This is a genomic window from Streptomyces sp. SYSU D01066-1 (genome assembly GCF_054956795.1).
Genome location: NZ_JBUDHV010000001.1, coordinates 274,296 through 298,679, shown reverse-complemented (window position 1 = coordinate 298,679; position 24,384 = coordinate 274,296). Strand labels below are relative to the sequence as shown.

21 protein-coding genes are annotated in these 24,384 nt (G+C 70.8%); 5 read left to right on the top strand and 16 right to left on the bottom strand.

The genetic code is table 11. The features are described 5' to 3' along the window. Positions 1-178 precede the first annotated feature (178 nt). Positions 179-2,170 carry an endonuclease gene (locus tag ACY1JF_RS01505; RefSeq protein WP_462703091.1) on the top strand — a complete coding sequence of 664 codons (1,992 nt, stop codon included), beginning with the start codon at positions 179-181 and terminating at the stop codon, positions 2,168-2,170. A 50-nt stretch (positions 2,171-2,220) separates the two neighbouring features. Here ACY1JF_RS01505 and ACY1JF_RS01500 read toward each other — a convergent pair whose 3' ends face one another. Both ACY1JF_RS01500 and ACY1JF_RS01495 read right to left on the bottom strand, forming a co-directional pair. Next, positions 2,221-2,544, bottom strand: a complete 324-nt coding sequence (locus tag ACY1JF_RS01500; protein WP_462703090.1) for a hypothetical protein — start codon at positions 2,542-2,544, stop codon at positions 2,221-2,223. Between the two features lie 40 nt (positions 2,545-2,584). Then, positions 2,585-3,520: a hypothetical protein gene (locus tag ACY1JF_RS01495; protein WP_462703089.1), complete on the bottom strand. Its 936-nt coding sequence runs from the start codon at positions 3,518-3,520 to the stop codon at positions 2,585-2,587. A gap of 391 nt (positions 3,521-3,911) precedes the next feature. Here ACY1JF_RS01495 and ACY1JF_RS01490 point away from each other — a divergent pair, with 391 nt between their 5' ends. Next, on the top strand, positions 3,912-4,253 hold the full coding sequence (locus ACY1JF_RS01490; protein WP_462703088.1) for a hypothetical protein: 342 nt from the start codon (positions 3,912-3,914) through the stop codon (positions 4,251-4,253). Positions 4,254-4,350: 97 nt separating this feature from the next. Here the strand turns inward: ACY1JF_RS01490 and ACY1JF_RS01485 are convergent, their stop codons facing one another. The 5 genes from ACY1JF_RS01485 to ACY1JF_RS01465 form a co-directional block, all read right to left on the bottom strand. Continuing rightward, on the bottom strand, positions 4,351-6,312 hold the full coding sequence (locus ACY1JF_RS01485; protein ID WP_462703087.1) for a M20/M25/M40 family metallo-hydrolase: 1,962 nt from the start codon (positions 6,310-6,312) through the stop codon (positions 4,351-4,353). 127 nt (positions 6,313-6,439) lie between these two features. Continuing rightward, positions 6,440-7,105, bottom strand: a complete 666-nt coding sequence (locus ACY1JF_RS01480; RefSeq protein WP_462703086.1) for a hypothetical protein — start codon at positions 7,103-7,105, stop codon at positions 6,440-6,442. A gap of 57 nt (positions 7,106-7,162) precedes the next feature. Then, a complete protein-coding gene (locus tag ACY1JF_RS01475; RefSeq protein WP_462703085.1) occupies positions 7,163-10,027 on the bottom strand; it encodes a hypothetical protein in 2,865 nt (954 codons plus the stop codon). A gap of 519 nt (positions 10,028-10,546) precedes the next feature. Continuing rightward, positions 10,547-11,224 carry an N-acetylmuramoyl-L-alanine amidase gene (locus ACY1JF_RS01470; protein WP_462703084.1) on the bottom strand — a complete coding sequence of 226 codons (678 nt, stop codon included), beginning with the start codon at positions 11,222-11,224 and terminating at the stop codon, positions 10,547-10,549. A gap of 67 nt (positions 11,225-11,291) precedes the next feature. Beyond that, positions 11,292-11,477, bottom strand: a complete 186-nt coding sequence (locus ACY1JF_RS01465) for a hypothetical protein (protein ID WP_462703083.1) — start codon at positions 11,475-11,477, stop codon at positions 11,292-11,294. Positions 11,478-11,821: 344 nt separating this feature from the next. Here ACY1JF_RS01465 and ACY1JF_RS01460 point away from each other — a divergent pair, with 344 nt between their 5' ends. Together ACY1JF_RS01460 and ACY1JF_RS01455 are read left to right on the top strand one after the other, a co-directional pair. Then, on the top strand, positions 11,822-12,214 hold the full coding sequence (locus ACY1JF_RS01460) for a hypothetical protein (protein WP_462703082.1): 393 nt from the start codon (positions 11,822-11,824) through the stop codon (positions 12,212-12,214). Further along, the gene (locus tag ACY1JF_RS01455; protein WP_462703081.1) at positions 12,211-14,112 is read left to right on the top strand and encodes a caspase family protein; all 1,902 of its coding nucleotides are present in this window, start codon (positions 12,211-12,213) and stop codon (positions 14,110-14,112) included. The genes ACY1JF_RS01460 and ACY1JF_RS01455 overlap by 4 nt, the downstream gene beginning before the upstream one ends. A gap of 283 nt (positions 14,113-14,395) precedes the next feature. On the opposite strand, the gene groL is transcribed toward ACY1JF_RS01455, so the two are convergent. The 4 genes from groL to ACY1JF_RS01435 all read right to left on the bottom strand — a co-directional run bounded on the left by groL (position 14,396) and on the right by ACY1JF_RS01435 (position 18,583). Further along, on the bottom strand, positions 14,396-16,021 hold the full coding sequence (groL, locus tag ACY1JF_RS01450; RefSeq protein ID WP_462703080.1) for a chaperonin GroEL: 1,626 nt from the start codon (positions 16,019-16,021) through the stop codon (positions 14,396-14,398). 284 nt (positions 16,022-16,305) lie between these two features. Then, positions 16,306-16,614: a co-chaperone GroES gene (gene groES, locus ACY1JF_RS01445; protein ID WP_462703079.1), complete on the bottom strand. Its 309-nt coding sequence runs from the start codon at positions 16,612-16,614 to the stop codon at positions 16,306-16,308. 350 nt (positions 16,615-16,964) lie between these two features. Then, positions 16,965-17,669 carry a polysaccharide deacetylase family protein gene (locus ACY1JF_RS01440; RefSeq protein WP_462703078.1) on the bottom strand — a complete coding sequence of 235 codons (705 nt, stop codon included), beginning with the start codon at positions 17,667-17,669 and terminating at the stop codon, positions 16,965-16,967. Continuing rightward, positions 17,666-18,583 (bottom strand): polysaccharide deacetylase family protein, encoded by a 918-nt coding sequence (locus tag ACY1JF_RS01435; protein ID WP_462703077.1) that lies wholly within the window; start codon positions 18,581-18,583, stop codon positions 17,666-17,668. Before ACY1JF_RS01435 ends, ACY1JF_RS01440 begins: the two co-directional genes overlap by 4 nt. An 89-nt stretch (positions 18,584-18,672) precedes the next feature. Between ACY1JF_RS01435 and ACY1JF_RS01430 the strand changes: the two genes are divergently transcribed. Beyond that, positions 18,673-19,848: a THUMP-like domain-containing protein gene (locus ACY1JF_RS01430; protein WP_462703076.1), complete on the top strand. Its 1,176-nt coding sequence runs from the start codon at positions 18,673-18,675 to the stop codon at positions 19,846-19,848. A 143-nt stretch (positions 19,849-19,991) separates the two neighbouring features. Here the strand turns inward: ACY1JF_RS01430 and ACY1JF_RS01425 are convergent, their stop codons facing one another. The 5 genes from ACY1JF_RS01425 to ACY1JF_RS01405 form a co-directional block, all read right to left on the bottom strand. Continuing rightward, on the bottom strand, positions 19,992-21,125 hold the full coding sequence (locus tag ACY1JF_RS01425; protein ID WP_308114568.1) for a hypothetical protein: 1,134 nt from the start codon (positions 21,123-21,125) through the stop codon (positions 19,992-19,994). Continuing rightward, positions 21,122-22,060 carry a lactate/malate family dehydrogenase gene (locus tag ACY1JF_RS01420; protein WP_215167452.1) on the bottom strand — a complete coding sequence of 313 codons (939 nt, stop codon included), beginning with the start codon at positions 22,058-22,060 and terminating at the stop codon, positions 21,122-21,124. The genes ACY1JF_RS01425 and ACY1JF_RS01420 overlap by 4 nt, the downstream gene beginning before the upstream one ends. Further along, complete coding sequence (locus ACY1JF_RS01415; RefSeq protein WP_462703075.1) at positions 22,057-23,280, bottom strand: phosphotransferase; 1,224 nt, start codon at positions 23,278-23,280, stop codon at positions 22,057-22,059. Before ACY1JF_RS01415 ends, ACY1JF_RS01420 begins: the two co-directional genes overlap by 4 nt. Positions 23,281-23,573: 293 nt before the next feature. Continuing rightward, positions 23,574-23,900 (bottom strand): recombinase family protein, encoded by a 327-nt coding sequence (locus tag ACY1JF_RS01410; RefSeq protein WP_462703074.1) that lies wholly within the window; start codon positions 23,898-23,900, stop codon positions 23,574-23,576. Then, positions 23,897-24,220, bottom strand: a complete 324-nt coding sequence (locus ACY1JF_RS01405) for a recombinase family protein (RefSeq protein WP_462703073.1) — start codon at positions 24,218-24,220, stop codon at positions 23,897-23,899. The genes ACY1JF_RS01410 and ACY1JF_RS01405 overlap by 4 nt, the downstream gene beginning before the upstream one ends. Positions 24,221-24,384 lie beyond the last annotated feature (164 nt).

The window sequence follows — 24,384 nt, the reverse complement described above, 5'->3', positions numbered from 1 at the left end:
GCGCCCCCGTGCCGGAGCCGCACCACCCCTGGCCGCTCCCCCGGCAAATCCATGAAAGGCATCCAACCCTTTCCCTGATTGAAGGAGCAACATTTGAACCGCAATCAAAGAGCCGGGAGGATTTCACCGCGATCGGCGCGCACAATGGAAAGAAGAGGCAAGGCGGAGGAATTCGGTCATGACCACCGTAGAACATACGACTCGCGTGGAGGCGGACTATCTCGCACAGCTGGAGGGGGCGGCGAGGCGGTTCGAGGAGCGGACGGCGAAGCGGGAGGAGACCTGCCGGACGATCGACCGCCGGGGGGTTCTGTACGCGGACGACCCCGAGCGGGTCGCCAAGCGGCTGGCGCGGCTGAACGCCGACTGGTCGCTGGCCAGGTCGGTCGAGCGGATGGAGACGGTGCCGCGGGCGACGACGGGCAGCACGCTGCCGTTGCGGCCGGACGCCTTCGGCGCCGATGTGCTCGGCCTGGAGCGGCTGATGGGGCGCAACAACCTCACGGGCGTGGCCTTCCTGGAGGACGGGCACCTGGCCTCCAGGTCTGTCGGGCGGATCACGCTCAGGGTCCCCGGCGGTATGTCTCACGGCACCGGCTTCATGGTGTCGCCGTCACTGCTGATGACGAACAACCATGTCCTGCGCAGTGCGGACGAGGCCTCGCGCGCGGTGGTCGAGTTCAACTTCCAGGCGGGTCTCGACGGACGTCCGCTGAAGCCCGTGGTCTTCCCTCTCGAGCCGCAGAAATTCTTCGCGACCGACCGGGCCCTCGATTTCAGCGTCGTCGCCGTGGCCGAACGGAATCAGGCGAACGAGCAGCTCGCTGATTTCCACTGGCTGCCGCTGGACACGACGGAGGGAAAGGTCGTCCTGGGGGAATTCGTCAACATCATCCAGCACCCCAACGGCGAACCGAAGCAGCTCGCGCTGCGGGAGAACCAGATCGTCGACATCCTGGACCGGTTCGTCCATTACGTCACCGACACCGCTCCGGGCTCCTCGGGCTCCCCGGTCTTCAACGACCAGTGGGAGGTCGTCGCACTGCACCACTCGGGCGTGCCGAAGACCGACAGCCACGGCCGCCTCCTGGCCGTCGACGGCTCGCTCTGGCAGCCGGCGATGGGCGAGCACCGGCTGGCGTGGAAGGCCAACGAGGGCGTACGGATCAGCCGCGTGCTGGAGGCGCTGAGCCGGCTCACCCTCATCGGCACGGCCGCCCGCCTGCGGGACGAGCTGCTCCGTGTCCCGGGCATGGGCGCCGGCGCCCCCTCGGGACCGCCGGACGCGGTCTCCGCCGTGGGCGCCGCCGCGCAGCGGGACCTGAACGCCGCTCTGCTGAACCTCAGGCTGGGCGAGGAGCTCGTCTACTACGACGAACGCGCCGACGCCGCCGCGCGGGACGCCTACTACGCGGACATCGACCCCGCGGCGGGCGGCGGCGAACTGCGGAAGGCGCTCACCGAACTGCTGGAGAAGACCCACGAACGACGCCCGTCCTACAATCCGTCGCGGCTGGTCTACCCGTGGGTCGACCTGCACCCGGACCGGCAGCTGCGCGGCGTGTACTCGGGCAGGACGTTCGGCCCGGAGGAGTTCATCCGCGCCGACATCGCCGCCGAGACGGCACGGCTGCGCGGACTCCAGGAGTTCCTGCTGCGCGAGAGCTCCGCGGGCCCGGCCGAGCTGGCCGCGGAACTGGACGCGCTGGAGGCGTCGCTGCCGTTCAACTGCGAGCACGTCGTGCCACGGTCCTGGTACGCCAAGCGCGAGCCGATGCGCGGCGACCTGCACCATCTCTTCGCCTGCGAGCCCGACTGCAACAGCTTCCGCGGCAGCGTCCCGTACATGGACTTCCCGGACTTCGAGGAGACCCACCGGGAGGCCTGTGGGATGCGGGAGGGCAACGGCTTCGAGCCGGAACACCACCGGGGCGCCGTCGCCAGGGCGACCCTGTACTTCCTGCTGCGCTACCCGAAGGTCGTCGGCGACCCCGGCGAGTTCACTCCCGACCGGCTGCCGGTTCTGCTGGACTGGCACCAGAGGGAGCCGGTCACCGAGTACGAACTGCACCGCAACGCGGCCGTCGCCGACATACAGGGCAACCGCAACCCGTTCATAGACCACCCGGAGTGGGCCCCGGAGATCGACTTCTCGCAGGTATGGGCCTGACCCGGACCACGCCCCGGCCCCGTTCCCGCGCAACGGTCCGCCGGCGAGGCTCAGTCGTCCGTGATCGCCTGAACGACCACCGGCCGCAGTGCCTCGTGTTCCTCGGGGAGCCCGGCCAGCAGCAGGCGCTCCAGTACTCTCCCGGGGTCGGAGAGAACGCCGTCCCCGGTGACGACCAGGCCCCCGAAGATCCGGTAGTCCCGGTCTCCGTCGAAGACGGCGAAGCCGCGATAGCCCAGGCCCTCGGGTGCGGCAGGAGGCGCGGCCACCGGGGCGAGACCGGCCACCGCCCTGCGGAACGCCGTCCCCGCCTCCTCCCCCAGTTGCCAGCGCGGGTTGGGCCGGCCGCTGTACACGTCCAGTTCGACGATCATGGGCTTCCGGTGACCGCGGACGACGCGGTGGCTGGAGAACTCATCGGATGACCACGGACTTGCCCGCGTAGAAGTAGCCGCAGAAGTCCGTGTAACCACCGCGGGCGCAGGTCTCGGGATCGGTGATCAGCGCGCCCCGGTCGTCGTAGTTGCGGGCCGCGGTGGATCCGGGCTTGTGTCCCCAGAAACCACCCTTCAGTTTCCGGTACCAGTGATAGTCCCGGCCGGGCCAGACGACCAGTGCCATGAGCCGGCGCGGGCGCTCCGGGTCCGGGAGACAGTCATACCGGCGCACCAGCCCGTCGGCGAGCGCCGCCTGGGTGACGTCGGGGCAGGCCATGGTGCCCGTCTGGGCTCCGTGCGCGCGGCCGGGCTGGGCGAAGGTGTCGGTGCGCAGGTTGCGGGCGTAGTTGTAGCAGTTGTTGTAGGGCCTCACCTCCGGCCGGTTCCAGAAATCCGGGTTGAACTGACTCACCTCGTACTGGCAGGTTCTCGCGGCCTCCTCTCCCTCCTCCTCGACGGTGGACCGTTCCGGAGGTCGCGGGGGAGCCTCCACCGGGCGGTTTCGGCCGGGCGGGTTCTCGAAGAAACTGTCGAGCTGCTCCAGGACGAAGTCCCGGGTCCGCGAGTCGACCGGCGTCAGGTCGTGTTCGGGCAGGGTGACATCGCCCGCCCGGGGCATTTCGGCGACGAGCCGGCGGGCCAGCTCCGCGGAGCTCGCCGGGTCCGCCGCGGCGAGGGTGCCCAGCGAGAACGTTCGCGGCAGCCGCTCGGGCCAGGAGGTGTCGTCGTCGGCGGCCGACGTGACGGTCACCTCCTGGTAGCCCAGACCGTCGTACCCGTTGCCGGACAGCCCGACGGCGTCGAAGGCCTCGTGGGCGAGGTTCTCCAGCAGGGCACGGCCGGCGTCCTCGTCGGCGATGACCCAGGTGGGGTTGGGCCGGCCGGAGAAGATCTGGACGGTGACGCGAAGCATGATGCTCACCTCCGGAGCACAGGGTGATTGGCTCGAGCCCCCTCGGGGCGAGTTTCGTCCCCGAAGGTCACATCGGCACGCGGTGGGATCCGTTCGGGTACCGGCAGGGGAAACAGCCGGGTGTCCTGGCGGCGGGTCCGCCTGAGCCGCGGGTTCGTCCGGCCGGCGAGGCCGTACCCGCTCCGTGTCCGGCCCTGGGGATCGAGTACGGCAGAGGCTCACTACGCCGACCAGGCAACCGCCGAACCGGTGAACCCGAGAGCACGTCGGCCGACCCCGCCCGGTGGACCGGCCGTCCCCGGGCAGCGGGGCGCCTGACGGCATGCGCTGCCCGGACACGCCTGCCAAGACTGGGAAACACGCTGTGTGACACCGAACACGGAGGAACGACATGGCAGAAGCGGCTTTCGCCAAACTCTTGTCTCTTGAGGCCAAGAGAATCCAGGACCCCGACGGCGCGGACGAGATCCGTGTCAGCAGAGGTGACGGAAGCGTCTTCGAGCAGCTGCGCATGCGAAAGGGGGACGTGTTCGAGTTCGACGAGCGGTTCCTGCCGTTCGTCGGCCAGGCGCCGATCGACGTCGTCCTGCACGAGGTGAACGAGGCGACCGGCCAGAGCCGCTTCATCGGCGGAGCGACGATCGTTCCCTCCGAACTGGGCCTCGGAGAACGGACCCAGGCGATCGGCGCGTTGTCCCTGTCCCTGTACGAGCTGACCTACAAGGTCCTCTGACGGTCCGCCGCCGGCCGCCGGGTCTCCACCGGCTTCTCCCGAGGCCGGGGTCCGGGCTCTTGTCCGCGCCCGTCGGCGAACCGTGTTCCGCCGGTGTCTACAGCCCGGCGAACGTCAGGGCCGTCGCGACGACCGAACCGGCGGTCGTGACAGCGAAACCGGTGTCGTGGTCCTGGTCGAGGAGCGTGTCCGCCGGCGTGTGGTACTGGCGGGTGCCGGTCCCGGGAGCGCCGTCGGAGGTGGAGAAGAGGTCCTCGGAGACGGCGACGGCCGCCCATCCCCGCTCGTGGAAGCTCGCGTGGTCGCTGCGTTCCACGGCCGGGTCGTCGCGCCCCGTGAGGTGCTGGACGGTCACCGCGGGATCGAAGAGGGGGACGGTGGGCGCGATGAGGTGGCCGAGCGCGTCGGAGGCCTCCACGACCGGTCCCGGCACGGCGGATCCCGCGTGGATCTCGATCTTGGGCGTGCTGCCCGGCTGCCGTCCCGCGATCATGTCCATCTGGAAGACTCCGGCGATGCGGTCGCCCGCCGCGGCGGCGGCCCGTGCGTAGAACTTGCTGCCGACCAGGCCCTTCTCCTCGGCGTTGAAGAGCACGAAGCGCACGTTGCGGGACGGCTGTCCGCCGTCCGCGAGCAGGGAGGCCAGGCATTCGGCCGCGGCCAGGACCGCCGCCGTCCCGCTCCCGTCGTCGTCGGCTCCCGGCGCGGGATCCACCGCCGGATCGTAGGGGCGGGGCTCACCGTCCGGGTCCACGAAGTCACCGCTGGACGCCGTCGAATCCAGGTGGGCCGAGACGAGAACGGTGGAGTCCGCCCCGGCGATCCGGTGTTCGGCCTCCACGTTGAACAACTGCCGTCCCCACCACCGAAACGGGTGCAGGCGCACCTCCAGCCCCAGTTCCCGGAACCGGTCGGCCAGGACCTCGACGACCCTCGGATTGTCCTCGGCCTCCGCGTCCCTGCTGCGGACCGTCTGCGGCCGGCCCTCGACCAGGGGCTCCACGCCGGAGATGCGCGCCACGTGGCCCCGCAGGGTCTCGGGGGTCACCGTCGCCCGCACCGCGGCGACCGTCCCGGGGGACGGAAGGCCGCTGCCGGACTCCAGGTACGGCCCCTGGGCCGGGGCGCCGGCGAGCAGGCCGGCCTGGGCCTCGCCCGGCCGGGACAGGAGTGCCGGGTCCGGCAGCAGGCGTTCGGTGTGCCCTGGCTTGGCGCCCGGCAGGTGGACGTCCTCCACCGGCGCGCCGACGGGCACGGCCAGATAGACGCCGCCCGGTGCGGGCCCGAGCGTGGCGGGCCGCGGGGCGCCTCTCGCGGCCAGGGCCGCGGTGACGAAGCCGTGCAGGGCCGTGGCGCGCCGCTCCTCCGTACCCGCCAGCCGCGTGGCGCCCGCGGAGTCCACGAGCGCCTCGGCCTTCGCGACCGGACGGTTGTCGTGGAGCAGGAAGGCCGTCCTGTCCTCCACCGGTTCACGCGGGTCGACCGTGAACCCGGCGCGTTCGAGCGCCTCGGCGCCGAGTGCGCTCGCCATGACGAGCACGAGCCGCTCGGAGGCCACGTGCAGGGGAACGACCTCGGTCGTCTCCGCCGCCGCGGCCAGCCGTGGCAGGCTCCGGGCGTCCGGCACTCCGACCCGTGCGAAGAACACGGGGCGGTTCTCCACACCGGCGAGGGTGAACACGGGATGGGGAGCCGTACGCATTCCCGCCTCGCGCGCGAACGCTCTCTCCCGGGCGTCCTCGCCCACGAAGACGCAGTCGCCGGCCGGTGCTTCGGCGCTCGCGACCGCCAGGTCGAAGAGCCCGCGGCTGTCCTTCGCTCCCCAGTGGACGAGACCCGCGTCCGTGAAGCGGCCAGGGAACGCCTGTTCGAGGGCTGTCGCCGCCCGCTGGGCCGCGCCCTCGGCGGTCCCCGGGTTGGAGACGATGCCCTTGGGCACGTCACGGAAGGCGTCGAGGACGGCGAGCACCCGGGGCCGGGGCCTGAACGTCAGCGAGCCGTCGGGCTCCACGCGGGCATCCGCCAGGGTGGCCCCGATGTCGAAGAAGAGGACGGACATGGGAAACGCCTCCGAAACGCAGGTTTCCTCCCCCTTACGGTGTCCCCCGTGCGGTGCCGGTTCTCCGTCCTGCCCGACGCGCACGAGCGACGTCGGCGCGGCCGGCCCGGAGCCGGGCCGGGCGCGGCTAGGCGAAGATGGTGACGACCTTCGCGATGGCCTGTCCCGCTGCCACCGCCTTGATGATGGCGTCGAGCCATGGCGTGAAGTCCGCGTTGACCCTCGCCGTCCACCGCCAGTTGTAGCCGGTCCGCTCCAGGACGGGCCAGCCCGCCGCCAGCGCCTGGTTCACCTCGTGCTTGTTCCAGTCGCTGTCCCTGGACCCCGGCTCGAAGGTTCCGTGCAGTCGTCCGTTATGGGCGAAGACATAGATGGTGGGGTTGGGGGATCTGTCGCGGATGGCCCAGACGAAGGAGATGTTGTAGCTGATGGCGCCGGACACGTGGAAGTGCCCGCTGAAGTTGTAGGCGCCGTTCCGGTGCAGGGTGAGGTTCGACCAGCCGCCGACGGCGACTCCGCTCCGGAAGCCCACCGGGCCCGTGTCCAGCGGCCCGATCTGCGACCAGAGAAGCTCCTCCGCCTCCTCCGGACCCGAGGTGTCCGCTGCCTTGCCCAGGTAGGGGGCTTCCCCGTTCTGGAGTGCGGCTTCCAGCCTCGGGAGGAGTTCGGAGGACGCGGGCTGCGCACCGACGCTCCCTTCGGTGGTCACCTCGGTCTGGATGGTCTTCTGCGCCTCGAATTCCTCTATCGCACGGACTACTTCGAGTCGTTCCGTGTAACCTATGTCAGCCATTTCTTCCTCCCGGCAGAGTGTTCCGGGCAACCGGTCAGGGTGTTCGCGCGGGATCTCCTAACGTGCGGTGTCACCTCCTGCCGTCTCGTCCGGAGCCTGGGTCATGTCGGGATCGAGCCGGTAGGTCATCCCGCCGAAGACGATTCCGCCGGCCGAGGCGAGAACGCGGATCGACGGTGGGCCGTCAGCGTTCAGGACCTCCTCGCGGGTGAAGTCCCGTCCGGGCCGCATGTGCAGGGCGACGTCGATCTCCTCACCGGGTTCCAGCACGACGTCGATGCCGGAGTCCCTGCGCCGGACGCCCATCTCCCAGCCGCGGTCGGAGAGGAACCCCGGAAGCTGCGGGGCGATGGTGATCCCGGCGGTCTCCCCGAACGGGTTGCGCACCATGAGACGACGGTCCGCGAAAGCCGAAAGCAGCCCGTGAGGACCGCCGCCTCCGGGCACCGGTGCGACGTTGCGCTGCGCGATGTTGTTGTCGAAGGGCACGAGGCGCCACTCCGCCGTGGGCCCGAGGGCGCAGGGGTAGAAGGTACCGGGATCCACGTTGCTCAGGTCCCCGTCGGCGCTGACCTCCATGAGCATGCACTCGTGTCCGGGCGTTCGCGGCCGCCAACTGAAGGGGCCGACGATCACGCTGCCGTCCGGCGGGATCTCACCGGGCGCCTCGAGCCGCGGCGTGTCCATCGGCTTCCAGCCGTCCGGCCAGGACAGTCCGGCCCCGGGGGCGGCGGAATAGCCGCGCACCACCACGTTGCGGGCCGGCTTCCTGCCCCTGTTGCCGACGCGGACATAGGCGTGGTTCACCTGGCCCGTCACCGGTGTCTGATGGACGCCGTCGCCGCCTCCCTCACTCGGCGCCAGCCGGTTCCAGATGTCGGTGCACTCCCAGTGGACCGGCTGGAACCCGTACTCGCCGTCGCGCCCGTCGTCGATGTAGACGTCGACGTCCGGCGGCGCTCCGGGTGAGGTCACCGGAGTGGGGGCCCCGGGGGGCTGGTAGAGACCCTGCTTCTCGAAGCTCCACCGGATCACCTTGTGGTACGTCCCGCCCCGGTAGCCCTCGAAGTCGCTGGTGCCGATGTCGGCGTTCATCAGAGCGGTGGCGAAGATCTTCGGGTTCGGCGTCGGAGTGACCGGGCCGCTCGCCAGTGATCCGATCGCCTTGAAGATCAGGAACATCGTCTGGCGGGCCGCGAGTTTGCGCCGGGCCACGTCCTCGGAGTCGCCGCCGAGCGAGCGGTACAGACGGAAGTGCGTCGTCGAGAGGATCTGCTCGCTGGAGTAGCTCCCGACGTCCTTGCGGCCTCCCCATGCCCAGCCCTGGGCCACCGAGCGGCCGTGGTTGCGGTCGGGGAGGACCCAGGGGAAGGTCTGGAACCGTCGCTCCGGGTGGGTCCTGAGGGCTGATTCGGGGTCCATGTGCACGGCCGCGAGGCTGTCGCCGGCGCTGTGCGCGAACCCGAAGTTCGGGCTGTGCACGCTGTCCCAGAGGATCGTGTGGCCGAACTCGTGCAGGACGACGCGAAGGTCCGCCGCGATGCTCACCGCCGGGAACGGCGTTCCGGCCAGCCCGAACTCGAAGCCGCCGGAACCAGTGCCGGTCACATTGCCCGGAGCCCGGGCGTTGACGTCGTCGTGGAAACCACAGGCGTCCACCGGCACCGGGAAATCGGTGCCGTCGAAGAACGTCGTGAGGTCGAACCCCATTTCCTGCATATTGCGGAAGAGCCAGTCGCAGTGGTGGTAGGCGTTCACCGCGGCGAACCCCCTCGCCAGCGCGTCGAAGGAGAAGTCGCCCGGCGGGCTGGGGGATTCGGGTGGGTCCACGAAGGGAGGGGCGCTGTCGAGAAGCTCGACGAACGTGCCGCGCAGAGGCTGCGGGTCGCTTTCCTCGAGGCCCTCCAGGACCACCTCGGACCGGAACGGATTGAGGGCGGCCGCGGGCCCGGTCGGTGACGCGGACGCGGCTCCCGCGGTCAGGGGGTCCTCCTGGAACACCAGACCGGTGGCGCAGGCGGTCAGAGCCCTCAGACGGACGACCGTTCCGGTGGTGGACTCGACGAACGCACGCCAGTTGAGCGAATCGTGGCCCGGCACGGGCAGGGTGAAGAGCACCTCGGTCACCCGCTGGAACCGCTGCCCGGCGAGAGTGTCGGGTACGGGAGGAAGCGGAAGCGTGGGCGGCGCCTCCTCGAGTTTCCCGGCCGGTGCGTGGCGTGTCTCCGGGTCGAATCTGCGGTCGGGGTCGTACTCGTAGATCAGTTCGTGAGGAGTGCCGTTGAGCGTGAGGGGCTCACTCGGCCGTACTCCCAGCAGGGGCTTGAGCGCCTCCGGCGTGATCTCGCCGGGACCGTAGGGTCCGGCTCCCTCCGGCCCCTCCGGGAGGGAGACGTCCGTCCGCACGGAGCTCTGCGACGCCGTGATCCGCATCGGCTCCGGCTGGACCGTGACGCTGACTCCCGCCTCCCACACGGGCAGGCCGTCGTACTTCTGCTGGTAGGAGACCAGCGTCGTTCCCATGACCTCCTTCTCCTCGGCCAGCTCCAGGACACCGCCCCCGAGAGGACCGGCGGAGCTCTCGGCGCCGGCGGCGTCCCGGCCGGCGGGCCCCGGCAGCATCGACTCCTGGATCCCGTAGGCAGGCGCGACCTCGCGCAGATATTCCTCGGCGAGTTCCTGGGGCGTCGCGGCGGGCACCCGGCGGATTCCGGAGCTCTCCTCGGCGCTTTCCTGAGCCCTGTCCGGCGAAACCGCCACGAAGGGCTGCTGGAAATGCTCGAGGTGCCGCACCGTGCCGTCGTTCTCGCGATGGACGTTCTCGGTAAATTCGAACACGACAAGGACTTCTCTCGACTGTCGGGCCGTCCGCGACGGCGCCCCCGTCCGGAGGAACACCGAGACGCGGCGGACAGTCGGCACAGGCGGACGCCTTCACGGAGCCCGAGAAGGTGACACCGCGTGATTCCCCAACCATTGACGGATTCCTCCCCGGATATCCGCCGGCCGTGCGACCACTCGACGCCCGTGCGGGGACGCGGCTGCCGTCGCGACTCGCCCATGAGGCTCGGGAAGCCCGTCGGGCCGGCACGTCTCGATGGCTCGGCGGCCTGCCGGGCGGCGACGGGCGCAGAGGACACCGAGCCCCTCACCGGACGGCGGGACAGGGCGGCGGGGCTGGAGCGAACGGCTTTCACCGGTGAGCGGAGAACGCTCAGAGACGGATGCTCGACTCCGCGTCGAGTCGTCCGGCCGGTGCCGGGCGGGACCCCTGCCACACACCCGCAGAGCCTGTGACTCACATCACATTTCCACTATAACGCGGCAAGGACGGTCCACATGCCTCGACGTGCGCCCGAAAACAGCGGCGGTCCGCGGCGGGCCGCGTCACCCGGATTCCTGCCGAGGCATGCCGGGATCCCGCCGAAATCTCGCCGGAGCTCAGATGCCGAGCGCCTCGAACAGCGCGCACACCATGCGGCCCACACCGCCCCGGCCGGTCAGCAGGGCCTTGTCGCCCCTGTTGGTGAGGAACCCGCACTCGGCGACGAAGGCTCGCGGGTTGCCGGCTTCGACAGCTTTTCGGGTGCCGTAATAATTTTTCAGGTTCTCGCCGCAATTGTCCTTCCGGAACCCGCCCGACCAGCCGTGCCTGTCGTAGGCGCGTTTCCATGCCTGCGCGAGGGACTGGCCCGCGGCGTCGCGGTAGCCGACGCTCGCCCCCCGTGCGTCCGGACGGGTCGACCCGTCGCAGTGGAAGGCGACGAACGCGTCGCCGGTGTACTGCTCCAAGGGCTCGTCGGCCTTGATGACCCGCAGGCGCCCATACTCCCGGCCCGGCGGGCCGGGCCTCTCGAGTTCCCCGACGCAGGCATCGGCCACCGCCTTCACGAACGCCTCTTCCCCTGGCGTGCCGGTGGCACCCGAGGTGCGGAAACAACGGCCCATCCGCACCACGAGGGTCCGAACGACCTGCCCTTCCGCCCCGTCCTGCGGCCAGGGCGGGGCATCGGACTCCTCGGCGGTGGCGTGGACGGGAGAGTCCGCGGCGTCGGGGAGGGACTGGCCGTTCTCCGGGCCGCCTTCGGCCTCGGCGCCGGGTTCGTGTTCATGAGCCACAGGAGACTCCCGGCGAGATGACCTCTTCCACGGCGGTGGACCGGGAACGGCCGGTGCTTCGAGGAGTTCACCCCCGCGCCCGCCCCGGCGGGCCCGCCGGGCCGGAGAGGTCGATGATGAGACGACGCTCCTCCAGCGTCAGCGTGCCCGCCGTCCGCAGGAAGGCGCTCAACGTCGACGCGGCCAGGTGGGCGCGGACGGGGTCCGCGGTCTCCTGGAGGAACGCGGGTGGGCTGTCGGCAGTCTCAGTCATGACCTTCCTTTCACGGAGCGGAGCGGTTCAGGTCTGAGAATCGACTCCTCTGGCGACGGCCACAGCGCGGCGGACGGCTTTTCCGCCGATTGCCCGCAGCAGCCGCCCCTGATGGATGACGCCGAGCCCGGCTTTGGTGACTGGAACGGCCACGTTTCCGTACGAAATTCAACTTCCACGCGCCGAAAATCGCGAAGGTCGAGAATTCCACGAATACATGTCCGGCGATCCACCGGGATGTTTGCGGCCTTATGGCGAACGACGGAGAATGAGATGGACGACGTGGAGCCACTCCCCGTCCGACTCCGCGCCTCCGTGGGAACACGAGGAGGGAGGCCTGTCCGGTGGAAAGGAACCTGCGCGTCTCACTGATCGAAGAGGACGCCGAGGCCGAGGACGTCGCGAGACAGACCGGCTATCTGCGCGAAGAACTGCTGCAGCTCGACGTCGACGACGTCACCGCCGTCCCGGCCAGGGACATCCCCCCGGGAGCGCGGGCCGTCGGCATCACCGAGATCGGGGAACTCCTGGTGGCACTGGGCGGCTCCGCGACCGCTCTGAGCCAGGTGGTGACGGTGATGCGATCGTGGCTCGGCCGCTCCCACGACTCCAACCCGTCGTTGCGCCTGGAGATCGACGGTGACGCGATCGAGGTGTCCAAGGCGACCGACGAGCAGGTGACGGACGCGTTCCGCGTATTCGTGGAGCGGCATTCGGCCGCGGGAGCCCAGGCATGAGCTCGAAGACGAAGGAGTCCCGGCACGCCCTGATCATCGCCAACGACCACTACGACGACCAAGGGCTCAGGAAACTCAGGGCGCCCGCCCAGGACGCCGAAGCTCTCGCCGGGGTCCTGGAGGACCCGCAGATCGGCGACTTCGACGTCGAGGTCGTGCGCAACGCGCCGGCCGACGTGATGCGCCGGCGCATCCAGCACTTCTTCAGCGACCGCCGCCGGGAAGACACCCTGGTGCTGCATTTCTCGTGCCACGGGCTCAAGAGCGAGTCCGGCGAGCTGTACTTCGCCGCCAGGGACTCCGAGATGCGGATGCTGGACGCCACAGCGATCCCGTCCCAGTTCGTCCGCACCTGCATGTCCCGTACCAGGGCCGGCCGGACCGTCCTGCTGCTCGACTGCTGCTATGGCGGTGCCTTCTCCCGCGGAGCCTCCGTACGCGCCGCGGGGGACGTGAACGTCCTCGAGTCCTTCCACACCGACAAGGCGCCCGGCGGCCGCGGCTGGGCCGTCATCACGGCGGCCGACTCCATGGAGTACGCCTTCGAAGGCCCCGATCTCGCCGAGAAGGCCCCTCAGCGTCCGTCGGTCTTCACCCACGCGGTGGTCGAGGGGCTGAGGACCGGCGAGGCCGACCGGGACGAGGACGGCGAGATCCGCCTGAACGAACTGTACGACTACATCTACGAACGGGTGCAGGACGAGAACCCCAACCAGACGCCGAAGCGCACGGTGGAGATGCAGGGCGATCCGTGGCTGGCGCACAGCCGACGCGGCCGCATCAAGATCGCCGCGGTTCCCTCCCCGCCCTTCCTGCAGGGCGCCATCAGGAGCGACAACGTCGTGACCCGGCTGGGCGCCGTCACGGAGCTGAACCGCCGGCTCCATGACGACGACCTCCCCGTGGCCGAGGGGGCCCGCCAGGCCCTGGAGGAGATCGCGCGCAACGACCTGAGCCACATCGCCGACCAGGCCCACAGCGCCCTGCAGGCGATCCGTCTGAAACCGTCGCCCGCGTTCCTCGACTTCGGCAGGGTCTGCCAGGGAGCGATGTCCGCGGAGAAGTCCGTCATGCTGGGCGGCCCGCCTCTCGCCCGCCACTGCGTGGCCCAGTCCACGCAGCGATGGCTGCGCGTCGAGCCGCTGCCGAACGGTTTCAACGTCGGTGTGGAGACCGACACCCCAGGGCACCTGACCGGGAACGTCGAACTGAAGGGCGTGGCCGACGAGTCGGTGGTCCACGTGGAGGTCACCGTCGAACCCGAGGCGGCAACCGCGCCCCCACCCGTGTCCGGGAAGCCGGAGGAACGGCCGAACGAGACGGTGGTCGTCCACCCGCCGCCTCCGGAGGACCAGCCGGACCCGCTCACCCGGGAGACCCGCAGGGTTTCGGGACCGCCGGCGCCGGAGTACCAGCGCGTCACAGAGCCCCCGGCTGCCGCGGAGCCCGACGAAGAGCCCCCGACCGCCCCGGAGCACAGGAAGACCCCACAGCCCTCCCGGCCCTCCCGGCCCCCCGGCAAGTCGGTGCGCGCCGTCGTGACGGCGGCGGGCGGGATGGTCCTGGCCGTCGTCTCCACCGTGTACGTCCTCCTGGCCGCGGCGGGCGCCATGAAGGCCGCGGAGGAACAGCAACCGCACATCGTCGACATCGGCGACCGTCTCGGCGGCCACGGTGTGGGCACCTCCCTCACCGTCTCCCTGATCACGGCCGTGATCGCGCTGGTGCTCCGCGCCTTCGCCCGCCACGACCTGGGCGCCCACGCGCGCCACTACTCGAGAGCGGCCACGAACGCGGTGAAGTCGCTGTCCTCGACGGCGAAAGTGCTGGCGATTCCGGTACTCGTCCTCGGGATCCTGATGGCGATCGTCTACCCGGTCATCGACAACTACCTCTGACCCCCGGCGGCGGACCAGGGCCCGCACGGCAGCGGCACCAGGGGGCCGAGGGCCGCAGGTCCGGTATCGAGCAGTCCGGGTCGCTCTCCACGTAGATCTGGCCGTACGAGACCCACGCCTCGCCCGTGACAGGTGTGCGCATCGCCCGCCCCTTCCCCGATCGTCTCCCCTGCCGCACATCGTGCCGCAGGGCGCTGACATCGATGCCGATACTCGGGTCCCGGAGACGCCGGTGCCCGGCACCCCACGAGGGGTACCGGGCACCGGAAAGGCTCGCGCTGCCTCAGTGGGCGTGGCCGTGGCTGTGACCAGCGGCGGCCGGCTCCTCCTCTTCCTTCTTCTCGACGACCAGGGTCTCGGTCGTCAGCAGGAGGGAGGCGATGGAGGCGGCGTTCTCCAGGGCGGAGCGGGTGACCTTCACCGGGTCGATGACGCCGGCCTTGACCAGGTCGCCGTACTCGCCGGAGGCGGCGTTGTAACCGCTGCCCTTCTCCAGCTCCTTGACCTTGGAGACGATGACGTAGCCCTCCAGGCCGGCGTTCTCCGCGATCCAGCGCAGCGGCTCGACGACGGCGCGGGCGACCACGGAGACACCGGTGGCCTCGTCGCCGGTCTTGTCGAGGTTGCCCTCCAGGACCTTGGACGCGTGGACCAGGGCGGAGCCGCCACCGGAGACGATGCCCTCCTCGACCGCGGCGCGGGTCGCGGAGATGGCGTCCTCCAGACGGTGCTTGCGCTCCTTCAGCTCCACCTCGGTGGCGGCGCCGACCTTGATCACGCACACGCCGCCGGCCAGCTTGGCGAGGCGCTCCTGGAGCTTCTCGCGGTCCCAGTCGGAGTCCGTGGCCTCGATCTCGGCCTTGATCTGGTTGACGCGGCCCTCGACGTCGGCCTTGTCGCCGGCACCGTCGACGATGGTGGTGTCGTCCTTGGTGACGGTGATGCGGCGGGCGGTGCCGAGCACGTCCAGGCCGACCTGGTCGAGCTTGAGGCCGACCTCCTCGGAGATGACCGTGGCGCCGGTGAGGACCGCCATGTCCTGCAGCATCGCCTTGCGGCGGTCACCGAAGCCGGGGGCCTTGACGGCCACCGCGTTGAAGGTGCCGCGGATCTTGTTGACGACCAGGGTGGAGAGGGCCTCGCCCTCGACGTCCTCGGCGATGATCAGCAGCGGCTTGGAGGAGTTGGCCTGGATGACCTTCTCCAGCAGCGGCAGCAGGTCCTGGATGGAGGAGATCTTGCCCTGGTGGATCAGGATGTAGGCGTCCTCCAGGACGGCCTCCATGCGCTCCTGGTCCGTCACGAAGTACGGCGACAGGTAGCCCTTGTCGAAGGCCATGCCCTCGGTGAAGTCCAGCTCGAGGCCGAAGGTGTTGGACTCCTCGACGGTGATGACACCGTCCTTGCCGACCTTGTCCATCGCCTCGGCGATCAGCTCGCCGACCTGCTGGTCCTGGGCGGACAGCGCGGCGACCGCGGCGATGTCGGACTTCTCGTCGATCGGGCGGGCGGTGGCGAGGAGGTCGTCGGAGACCGCCTTGACGGCCGCGTCGATGCCCTTCTTCAGCAGCGCCGGGGAGGCGCCGGCGGCGACGTTCTTCAGGCCCTCGCGGACCAGCGCCTGGGCCAGGACCGTGGCGGTGGTGGTGCCGTCACCCGCGATGTCGTTGGTCTTGGTCGCCACCTCCTTCACCAGCTGGGCACCCAGGTTCTCGTACGGGTCCTCGATCTCGACCTCGCGGGCGATCGTGACACCGTCGTTGGTGATGGTGGGGGCACCGAACTTCTTGTCGATGACGACGTTGCGGCCCTTGGGGCCGATCGTCACCTTCACCGTGTCGGCAAGCTTGTTGACGCCGCGCTCGAGGGCGCGACGGGCGTCCTCGTCGAACTTCAGGATCTTCGCCATGGGAGCGTGAGCCCTCTTCCGGAATGTGGGTTAACGACGCTGCGCCCCGGGCGCCCGGCTTCTTGGTGGTGGCGGGGGCCAGGGGCGCAGCTGAAAAGCAATGTGCTTGCGAAGCGGGATGCCTCGGGTGAAGCAAGGTGCCTCGGGTGAAGCAAGGTGCCTCGGGTGAAGCGGGATGCCTCGGGTGAAGCAAGGTGCCTCGGGTGAAGCGGGATGCCTCGGGTGAAGCAAGGTGCCTCGGATTAAGCAGAGTGCCTCGGGTGAAGCGAGGTGCTTCGGGTGAACTACTTCTCGACGATCGCGAGGACGTCGCGGGCCGAGAGGACGAGGTACTCCTCGCCGTTGTACTTCACCTCGGTGCCGCCGTACTTGCTGTAGAGCACGACGTCGCCGACGGAGACGTCGAGCGGAAGACGGTTGCCTTCCTCGAAGCGGCCCGGGCCCACGGCCAGGACGACGCCCTCCTGGGGCTTCTCCTTGGCGGTGTCCGGAATGACCAGGCCCGAGGCCGTGGTCTGCTCGGCGTCGAGCGGCTGGACCACGATGCGGTCCTCGAGCGGCTTGATGGCAACCTTGGAGCTGGCGGTCGTCACGATCCGACCTCCCCCTTCGGAGATCTCACGGGGTTAACTGTCTGAGGTGGCGACCAGGTCGATCCGTCGTCGCGGGTGCCGGACCTGCCCGTCGCGTTGTTGGCACTCTCCTGGGGGGAGTGCCAGACCTGAGACTATGACCGCGGTTAGCACTCGGTCAAGCGGAGTGCCAATGCCCGCGGCGCGTCGGCGGGATTTCGCTCGTGGACGCCGGTTTCCGCGGTCCCCGGCAGCCGGGGCGCGCGTCGCCGGGACCGCCGCCCCGGGCCCCGTCTCCGGCCCGTCCGGCCCGCCGCCGAACGCCGAACGCCGGACGCCGAACGCCGGACGCCGGGCGGGCCGGGAACGGCCTACAGGTGGTCCTCGAGGCGCCCGACCTCCAGCCCCCTCGCCTCGATCTCCCGCAGCACCCTCTCCGTGCGCGCCGTCAGGGACGCCCCCTTCGGCCGGTCCGGGTCGACGGCGATGATGTCGCCGGGGCGCAGGCGGGGCTCGCCGCGGGTGAAGGCCAGGGCGCCGGTCGCGTCCGGGGCGGCCCGCCACAGGACGACCGCCGTGACGCCGCAGTCGGCGGCGGCCCGCAGGGTCGCCGTGTCGTAGCGGCCGTAGGGCGGGCGGAGGAGCCGGGGGCGGACGCCGAAGCGGGACTTCAGCTTGCGCTGCTGGCCGCAGATCTCGGCGCGCTGGCCGGCGTAGGGCAGGCCGCGCAGGGCGGGGTGGTCGAGGGTGTGGTTCTGCAGGCTCGCGCCGACCGCGCGCAGCCGCGCGAAGCGGCCGTACGCCGGTCCGGCGACCTGGTCGGTGAGGAACAGGGTGACCGGCAGCCGCCGGTCGCGGACCAGGCCGGGGAAGTCCGGGTCGCGTTCGGCTCCGTCGTCGTAGGTGAGGAAGACGACGCGGTCGCGGGTGGGGACGTGGTCGACGACGGGCGGCAGGCCGCTGGCCGGGCCCCCGCCCGTCCCGGGGCCCGGCGCGGGGGCGCCGGCCGCGGCGCAGGCGGTGAGCAGGGCGGCGGCCAGGGCGGCGCCGGCCGCCCCGGCCCGGTGCCGCCTCACAGGTAGTCCTCCAGGCGGGCCACCGCGTACCCCTCGGCGGTGATCTTGTCCAGGAAGCGGCGGACCATGTCGGGCATGGTGCCGTCCCAGTCCTTGGTGCCGCGGAAGTGGGTGAGGACGATGTCGCCGGGGTGGATCTCGCGGTCCCACTCCCGGTAGTCCCAGTGGCCGGCGAAGACCTCCTCGTTCCACAGCGGGACGTGGGTGATGCCGCAGCTCTTGGCGGCGACCAGGGTGTCCTGGTTGTAGTTGCCGAAGGGCGGGCGGAAGACGGCGGGGCGCTTGCCGTACCGCTCGCGGATCACCTCCTGCATGCCGCAGATCTCGCGCTCCTGCTCGGCGTAGGAGAGGCCGGGCAGGTAGGGGTGGGTGAGGGTGTGGTTGTTGAGGGTGACGCCGCGCGCCTGCATCCTCTTGAAGTAGGCGTAGTCGTCCTTCACCAGGTAGTCGCTGAGGAAGGCGGTGTACGGGACCTTCAGGTCGCTCATCATCTCCAGGAAGCGGCGGTCCTTCTCGCCGCCGTCGTCGATGGTGAGGAAGACGATCTTCTTCTTGGTCGGGACCGTGGTGAAGACCGGCGGGAGGCCGCGTTCGGCGTGGTCGTCGACCTCGAAGCCGTCGCGGGTGGGGATCCTGGGCTTCTCGGCCGGGGGCGGGGGCGCGGGCAGCGGAGCCCGCTTCAGACCCCAGCGCTTCGCCACGGCGTGCGCGGCGCGCAGCTTGCCCGCGTAGGCGTCCAGCGCGCGGGCCGGGGGCGCCTGGAGGGGCTGGCCGGCGGCGGGCCGCGCCCCGGAGGAGCCCAGCGCACAGCCCGGGACGAGAGTGGCGACGGCGAGCACGGCGAGACCGCCGCGGACGCGCGCCCTCCCCCTGCGACGTACCCAGTTTTTGTCATTTTGTCCTACTACTCGCATGATGCCGGATCCTCGCAGCCACCGGACCGGGAACCCGCCCGACACGCGACCGGGGACGAACGGTCCACCGCCTGGCCCACAATGGCCCGGTGAACGACCTCGACGCCCTCCTCGCCCTCCTCGCCCCCGCCGGCCGCGACCTGCTCGACCAGGTGCGCGACACCGATCCCGCCGAGGAGCTGGCCGTCGCCACCCGGCTGCGCCGTACCCACCCGGCCGACCTCGTCTCGGCGGCCCTGGGCCAGGCCCGGCTGCGGCAGCGGGCGGTGGCGAAGTTCGGGGCCGAGGACGCCGGGCGGATGTTCTTCACGCCCAACGGGGTCGAGCAGTCGACGCGGGCGAGTGTCGCCGCGTACCGCGCCCGGCGCTTCACCGAGCTGGGCGTGACCTCCGTCGCCGACCTGTGCTGCGGGATCGGCGGGGACGCGATCGCGCTGGCCCGGGCCGGGATCAGGGTGCTGGCGGTGGACCGGGACCCGGCGACGGCCGCCGCCGCCCGCGCCAACGCCGAGGCGCTGGGGCTCGACGGGCTGGTCGAGGTGCGGGAGGGGGATGTCGCGGAGGTGGAGACCGGCGGGTACGACGCGGTCTTCGTCGACCCCGCCAGACGGGGCGGCCGGGGCCGGATCTTCGACCCCGAGGCCTACTCGCCGCCCCTGTCGTGGGCCGTGCGGGCGGCCCGTACGGCGTCCCGGGCCGCCGCGCTGAAGGTCGCGCCCGGCATCCCGCACGAGGCGGTGCCCGAGGGTGCCGAGGCCGAGTGGATCTCCGACGGCGGGGACGTCAAGGAGGCGGTGCTGTGGTTCGGCACCGAGCCGGGCGCGGTGCGGGCGACGCTGCTGCCGGGCCCGCGCACCCTGCTCTCCCGCCGGCTGCCCGACCCGGACGTCCGCACCCCCGGCCGGTACCTCTACGAGCCGGACGGCGCCGTCATCCGCGCCCACCTGGTCGCCGAGGTGGCCGACCAGGTCGGCGGCGGGCTGCTCGACGCGACGATCGCGTACGTCACGGCGGACGCGCTGCGGCCGACGCCGTACGCCACGGCGTACGAGATCACCGACCTGATGCCCTTCAACGTCAAGAAGCTGAAGGCGCTGCTGCGGGAGCGGGGCGTCGGCACGCTGACCGTGAAGAAGCGCGGCTCGGCCGTCGAACCGGAGGAGCTGCGCCGCAAGGTCAAGCCCCAGGGGCCGCACGCGGCGACCGTGTTCCTGACCCGGGTGGCTGGGGCGCCGACGATGCTGCTCGGGCATCCGGTCCGCTGACGGCACTCCCGCGTCCACCAGTACTCCAGCAGCACTTCAATGCCTGACCCGGGGGACTGCGAGCAAGGCTGCCCCGTCCGCGAGAACACGGCCGGGGCAGCAAGAAGGCGCGGCGCGCACCTCGCCGTACACCTCGCCGCGTGTCAGGCGCAGCCAGTCACCTTCGCCAGGACGTCGGCGTTCCCTTCGACATCGTGACCGAGGACGACCGCGTGGTGAGGGAGCTCCGCCAGGAGGTGAAGCACCTCGTGCCGGGCGTCGGCCGCGCCACCTCCGTCGACCCGGGCGAGCTCGAAGACGTCGGGGTACCGGTCCTCGGTCCTGCCCGACATGAAGTCGCTGTCGGTCAGCCCGCGCCCGTCGCCGTCCTCGGCGGCCGGGACGGCCCCCTGCTCGGTCCTCGGGAACACCAGGGCGCCGGCGACCCCGCCCGTGGCGAGCGGCACGCCGAACCAGCTCGGGAACTGATCGGGGAAGACCTGTGCTTTCAACTCCTTCCCGCCCTCCCACAACGGCTCGCGGCGGCCGGCGCGCAGCGCTTCGGTGACACGGCCGTCCTGCGTCGGGTGCAGCGCCTCCCCGCTTTCCAGCCGCTCCTGCACCACCTCGAACCAGCCGAGGCCGTCGAGCAGACCCAGGCCGAGCGCGGCGGCCGACGGCCAGGGCAGGACGTCGACGCCGCCCCTGCGGTTCCGGCGGACGAAGACCCGGTCATTGGCCAGCAGCGCGAGCCCCCGCCGAGCGGCGAGCACGAGCGCTGTCGTCGTCTTGCCGGCGCCCTTCTGACCGAAAGTGAGGATGACCCGCCCTTCGTGGACGACGGCCGACGCGTGCAGCACCGACCAGCCCGCTCTCAGCAGCGTCCCCCGCATCACCTCACGGGCCAGGCGGGCGGTCGCCGTCGCGACCGGCTCGGTGGCGCAGCCGATGACCGTCAGGCGCCCGACCGCGGGCTCGGACCGGTAGGCCAGCGCCTCCTCCGGTGAGACGCCGCGGATCACGCCGGCGGCCTCGTCGCGGGCGAGGAGGAGCCGCGCCTTCGCGTGGACGGCGCTCGTGTGGGGCCTCTGCGTGACCTCCAGGGCGGCGTCGGCGTACGCGCCGGGGCTCACCTGGGCAACGACGACGGGGCCCGTACAAACGCTTTCCGGGGCTACCTCCGAGGCCTTCCACCACTGCCCGAAGTAGCGGGCCGTCCAGTCGGTGACGGCGCGCTCGGCGGACACGACGGTCACGGCCGCGCCGGCGGCCTCAAGGCGTACAGCGTGAGTGGTCACGACGGATTCCTCTCCGACGGAAGCGGTTGCGGCGGGATGCCGCTCACCATCTGGTAGGCAGCGCGGAGTTTGCCGCGGGCGGCCTCCAGCTCGCCGGCCTCGACCGGGTCGAGCGGAGGCATGGACGGTACGGGTTCGCCCCGGGTGAACCGCAACGGGATTCCGAGGAAGTCGTCCCCGTACCCGGTCGACAGCTCGGTCACCCCGTCCTCGACAGCGAGGGCGAGGCGGAGGGCGGTGACGACGGCCCCGGCCGGTCCGGAGCGGGTGCGGCCGATGCCGGCGTTGATCCGGCCGGGCCGCTGGGTGAGCTCGTCCCTGATCGCCCGGATCGCCCGACGGGGGACCGGGACGGGCTCGTCGTTGACGGTGGTCGACGAGGCGCACACCACGGCCGCCTCGCCATGCTCGCCGATCACATGCCCCTTCACCTCGGCGACGGGGACGCCGAGCAGCCGGGCCAGGGTGAGCCGGTACCGGGCGGTGTCCAGGCCCGAGCCGATGCCGAAAACCCGTCGGCAGTCGGAAACCTCTGCGAAGCGGCGGGCCATCAGGTCGACCGGGTTGGTCACCATCAGCACCGTGCCGGTGTACCCGTGCAGCTCGCAGGCGAGCGTGCCGATCAGTTGCGCGTTCGCCCGCGCCCCGCCCATGCGAACGTCGGTGCCTCGGGTGTTGACGAAGCTCGCTCGCACGGCGATGACGACGGCCTCGCAGTCCCTCAGGTCGCCGGTCGCCGCGGCGATCGGACGTACGGGCGAGCCGACCGCGGTCTGCATATCGGCGAGATCGTCGGCCAGGGCGCCCGACTGCTCGTCGGTACGCGAGGCGACGAGCAGCCGACCTCCTACGCCGGCGGTCACGAGCGCTCCGCCGACGGCCTGCCCGACAGCACCGCTGCCAACGAGGCCGACGGCCATCGGCACGGACGTCATGAGGCGACCGCCCACGCACGAACAAGAGCACGCTCCCAAGGACCCCGCCCGGCCGGCCGTTCGGCGAGGTCGGCACTCACCTCGTCGACGAGCCGACACACCGGGACGGCGCGGTCGACGAGGGCCAAGGCGACGCCGGGCAACGGCAGGACCGCCGGCGCGGACAGGTAGGTCGCGAGGATGTTGACCGTGTCCATCATCCAGAGCGTCAGCAGGCCGCGTTCCCAGGCGCTGCGCTCCCGGCCGGCCTGCCGACCGGCCTGCTGCTCGGTGAAGGCCCCGATGCCCTCGACGACCTGACGCGCCGTCTCGAGGTCAGGTCGTCGGGCGGCGAGCAGGAGAACGGTTCGGCTGATCATCTTCGCGATGTCGACCATCGGGCTCGCACGGAACATGCCAGGGTCGAGCAGCACCGGCCGCTCGTCGGGCCCATGCGTGAAGAGCACGTGCTCGGGTTTCAGATCCCCGTAGGCCAGGGACGTCCCTACCGAGCCAGGCAGCGCCACCCGCAGCTTCCGCAACCGCACGACACTGCGTCGCGCGAGCTCGATGACCTCGGCCCGCGCCCCCGGCTCGCACCGCTCCGCTCCGAGCCTGTCGAGGTAGGTCTCGCCGGACAGGCCGTTGAACTTCCGCAGGAAGGTCCCCGCGATGCTGCGCTCGCCGATCGCGCCACCAAGGGCGAGGCGGTGGGCGGCGCCCGGCCGGTGCAGCGGGCGCAGCTCGTCGAAGGTGCGGACGAGCAGAGCGCAGGTGTCGGCCGGCCGCGTGAGCAGCACCTCCCCCAGGGACGGACCGGTGACCGGCTCGGTGAAGATGACGCCCTCCCTCACTCCGGCGACGGTGCACACCTGGGGCCGGTCCATCTCGGCGAGGACCTGGAGTTGCGCGGCCTCGCGCGTCATCAGTCCGTCAAGCTGCATGGCGTACGCCCGCTGAGCCCGGCGGACAGCGGGCCATGGGCCACAGGCACCCCGGAGCAGGGAGACAAGAGAGACGCCCAGGATCGAGGTCTTCGCGTACAGGGTCCGGTCCCCGACGCGGGTCTGGTGCACGTATCCGGTGGTGCTCGGGATATGACGTTCCAAAGTCACGGCTTCACCGGGCCATATGTCCGCGGCAGTGCGGTGGACTTGAGCGCAGGCGTGGCCGAAGACCTCGGCCAGATCCGGCGGGGCGAGGTCCGGGCGAGTTGAGACAGCATCGACATTGACGGTCACGAACGCCTCCCTGGAAGAGGTTTGGATAACCCCGGCGTACTGGGTTGAGCAGCACGGCCGGGACGGCGAACAGGGTGGACCCCGGGCGCACCGCGCGATACGTCCAGGGCCCGTTCCTCCGGTCAGGCGACCGGCCGGAGCGAGGGGTCAGCGGGTCACTGCGACGACGAGGACGCTCAAGAGCGAGGCGCCCGTCATCATGGCGGTGATGACCTGCGCGCGGTACTGGGTCACAGCGGGCCCTGCCGCACGACGCGCGCAGTGACCCTGGGTTGCTGATGTGCGGGTTCCGATCACTTCCGAGGACGCAGCTCGTGGACTTCGGCTCTCCCTCCCCGCTCCAAACGGTCCAGAAGGTGCTCAAGAAGCAGTTCGTGCCGCGTCAAGTGGGAGAAGGACGGCACGATGACGTGGTGGGCGTTCACCTGACGGAGCTCCTGCCTCAGCGCCTCCCAGGAGGCGAAGCAGCCGGTGATGTCCTCGTAAAAAAGACCGGCGAGGTCGAAGCCCTGGTCGTCGGCGTAGCGCCTGAGTTCGGCTTCAAGCCTCCAAGAGGTGTCGTCATCGGCGTCGGGGGCCACGTACAGGTAGGCGTAGGCCACGGGGCGTACGTTGTTCATGGCCGCCGTCCCTGCACAACCCAGACGCGGGCGCCGGTCTCCTGCTCGATGTGTTGACGCATCGCGTTCTGGAGGCCGGGCAGCCGCGCGAAGTGCCAGAGCGAGGGCACGAGGATGTCCTTGACCTCGTGGCGCTTCAACGCCTCGAGCATGACGTGGAACACCGGCTCGGACCGCCGGATGCATTCGGTGAAAACCCGGTCGAGCGCAAAGCCTTCGAGTGCGGCGTACTCGACCAACTCGCGCTTGACGCACTCGGTCTCGTCATCGGTCTCGTCGCTGCTGACGAGGCGCATGTACCCGTAAATCGCGGGGCGCATGGGACTCCTCCTGGGCTCCTGGGGAAGCCGGTTCCGGCTGGGCGGCCCGTAGGCCCCGGCCACCGGGGGATCGGCGTAGTAGCCAGAAAAGTCCCTTGGTCTGCCAAAACCCAGAGCATGAGTGGGGCAGGAAAGAGGCAAGAATGTGGCAGGACCGCCGTCGA

What these genes read in the sequence shown, in the direction of transcription:
- ACY1JF_RS01505 (WP_462703091.1), top strand. Translation starts at nt 179, where the DNA reads ATGACCACCGTAGAACATACGACTCGCGTGGAGGCGGACTATCTCGCA.
- ACY1JF_RS01500 (WP_462703090.1), bottom strand. Translation starts at nt 2,544, where the DNA reads ATGATCGTCGAACTGGACGTGTACAGCGGCCGGCCCAACCCGCGCTGG.
- ACY1JF_RS01495 (WP_462703089.1), bottom strand. Translation starts at nt 3,520, where the DNA reads ATGCTTCGCGTCACCGTCCAGATCTTCTCCGGCCGGCCCAACCCCACC.
- ACY1JF_RS01490 (WP_462703088.1), top strand. Translation starts at nt 3,912, where the DNA reads ATGGCAGAAGCGGCTTTCGCCAAACTCTTGTCTCTTGAGGCCAAGAGA.
- ACY1JF_RS01485 (WP_462703087.1), bottom strand. Translation starts at nt 6,312, where the DNA reads ATGTCCGTCCTCTTCTTCGACATCGGGGCCACCCTGGCGGATGCCCGC.
- ACY1JF_RS01480 (WP_462703086.1), bottom strand. Translation starts at nt 7,105, where the DNA reads ATGGCTGACATAGGTTACACGGAACGACTCGAAGTAGTCCGTGCGATA.
- ACY1JF_RS01465 (WP_462703083.1), bottom strand. Translation starts at nt 11,477, where the DNA reads ATGACTGAGACTGCCGACAGCCCACCCGCGTTCCTCCAGGAGACCGCG.
- ACY1JF_RS01455 (WP_462703081.1), top strand. Translation starts at nt 12,211, where the DNA reads ATGAGCTCGAAGACGAAGGAGTCCCGGCACGCCCTGATCATCGCCAAC.
- groL (WP_462703080.1), bottom strand. Translation starts at nt 16,021, where the DNA reads ATGGCGAAGATCCTGAAGTTCGACGAGGACGCCCGTCGCGCCCTCGAG.
- ACY1JF_RS01435 (WP_462703077.1), bottom strand. Translation starts at nt 18,583, where the DNA reads ATGCGAGTAGTAGGACAAAATGACAAAAACTGGGTACGTCGCAGGGGG.
- ACY1JF_RS01420 (WP_215167452.1), bottom strand. Translation starts at nt 22,060, where the DNA reads ATGACGTCCGTGCCGATGGCCGTCGGCCTCGTTGGCAGCGGTGCTGTC.
- ACY1JF_RS01410 (WP_462703074.1), bottom strand. Translation starts at nt 23,900, where the DNA reads ATGAACAACGTACGCCCCGTGGCCTACGCCTACCTGTACGTGGCCCCC.
- ACY1JF_RS01405 (WP_462703073.1), bottom strand. Translation starts at nt 24,220, where the DNA reads ATGCGCCCCGCGATTTACGGGTACATGCGCCTCGTCAGCAGCGACGAG.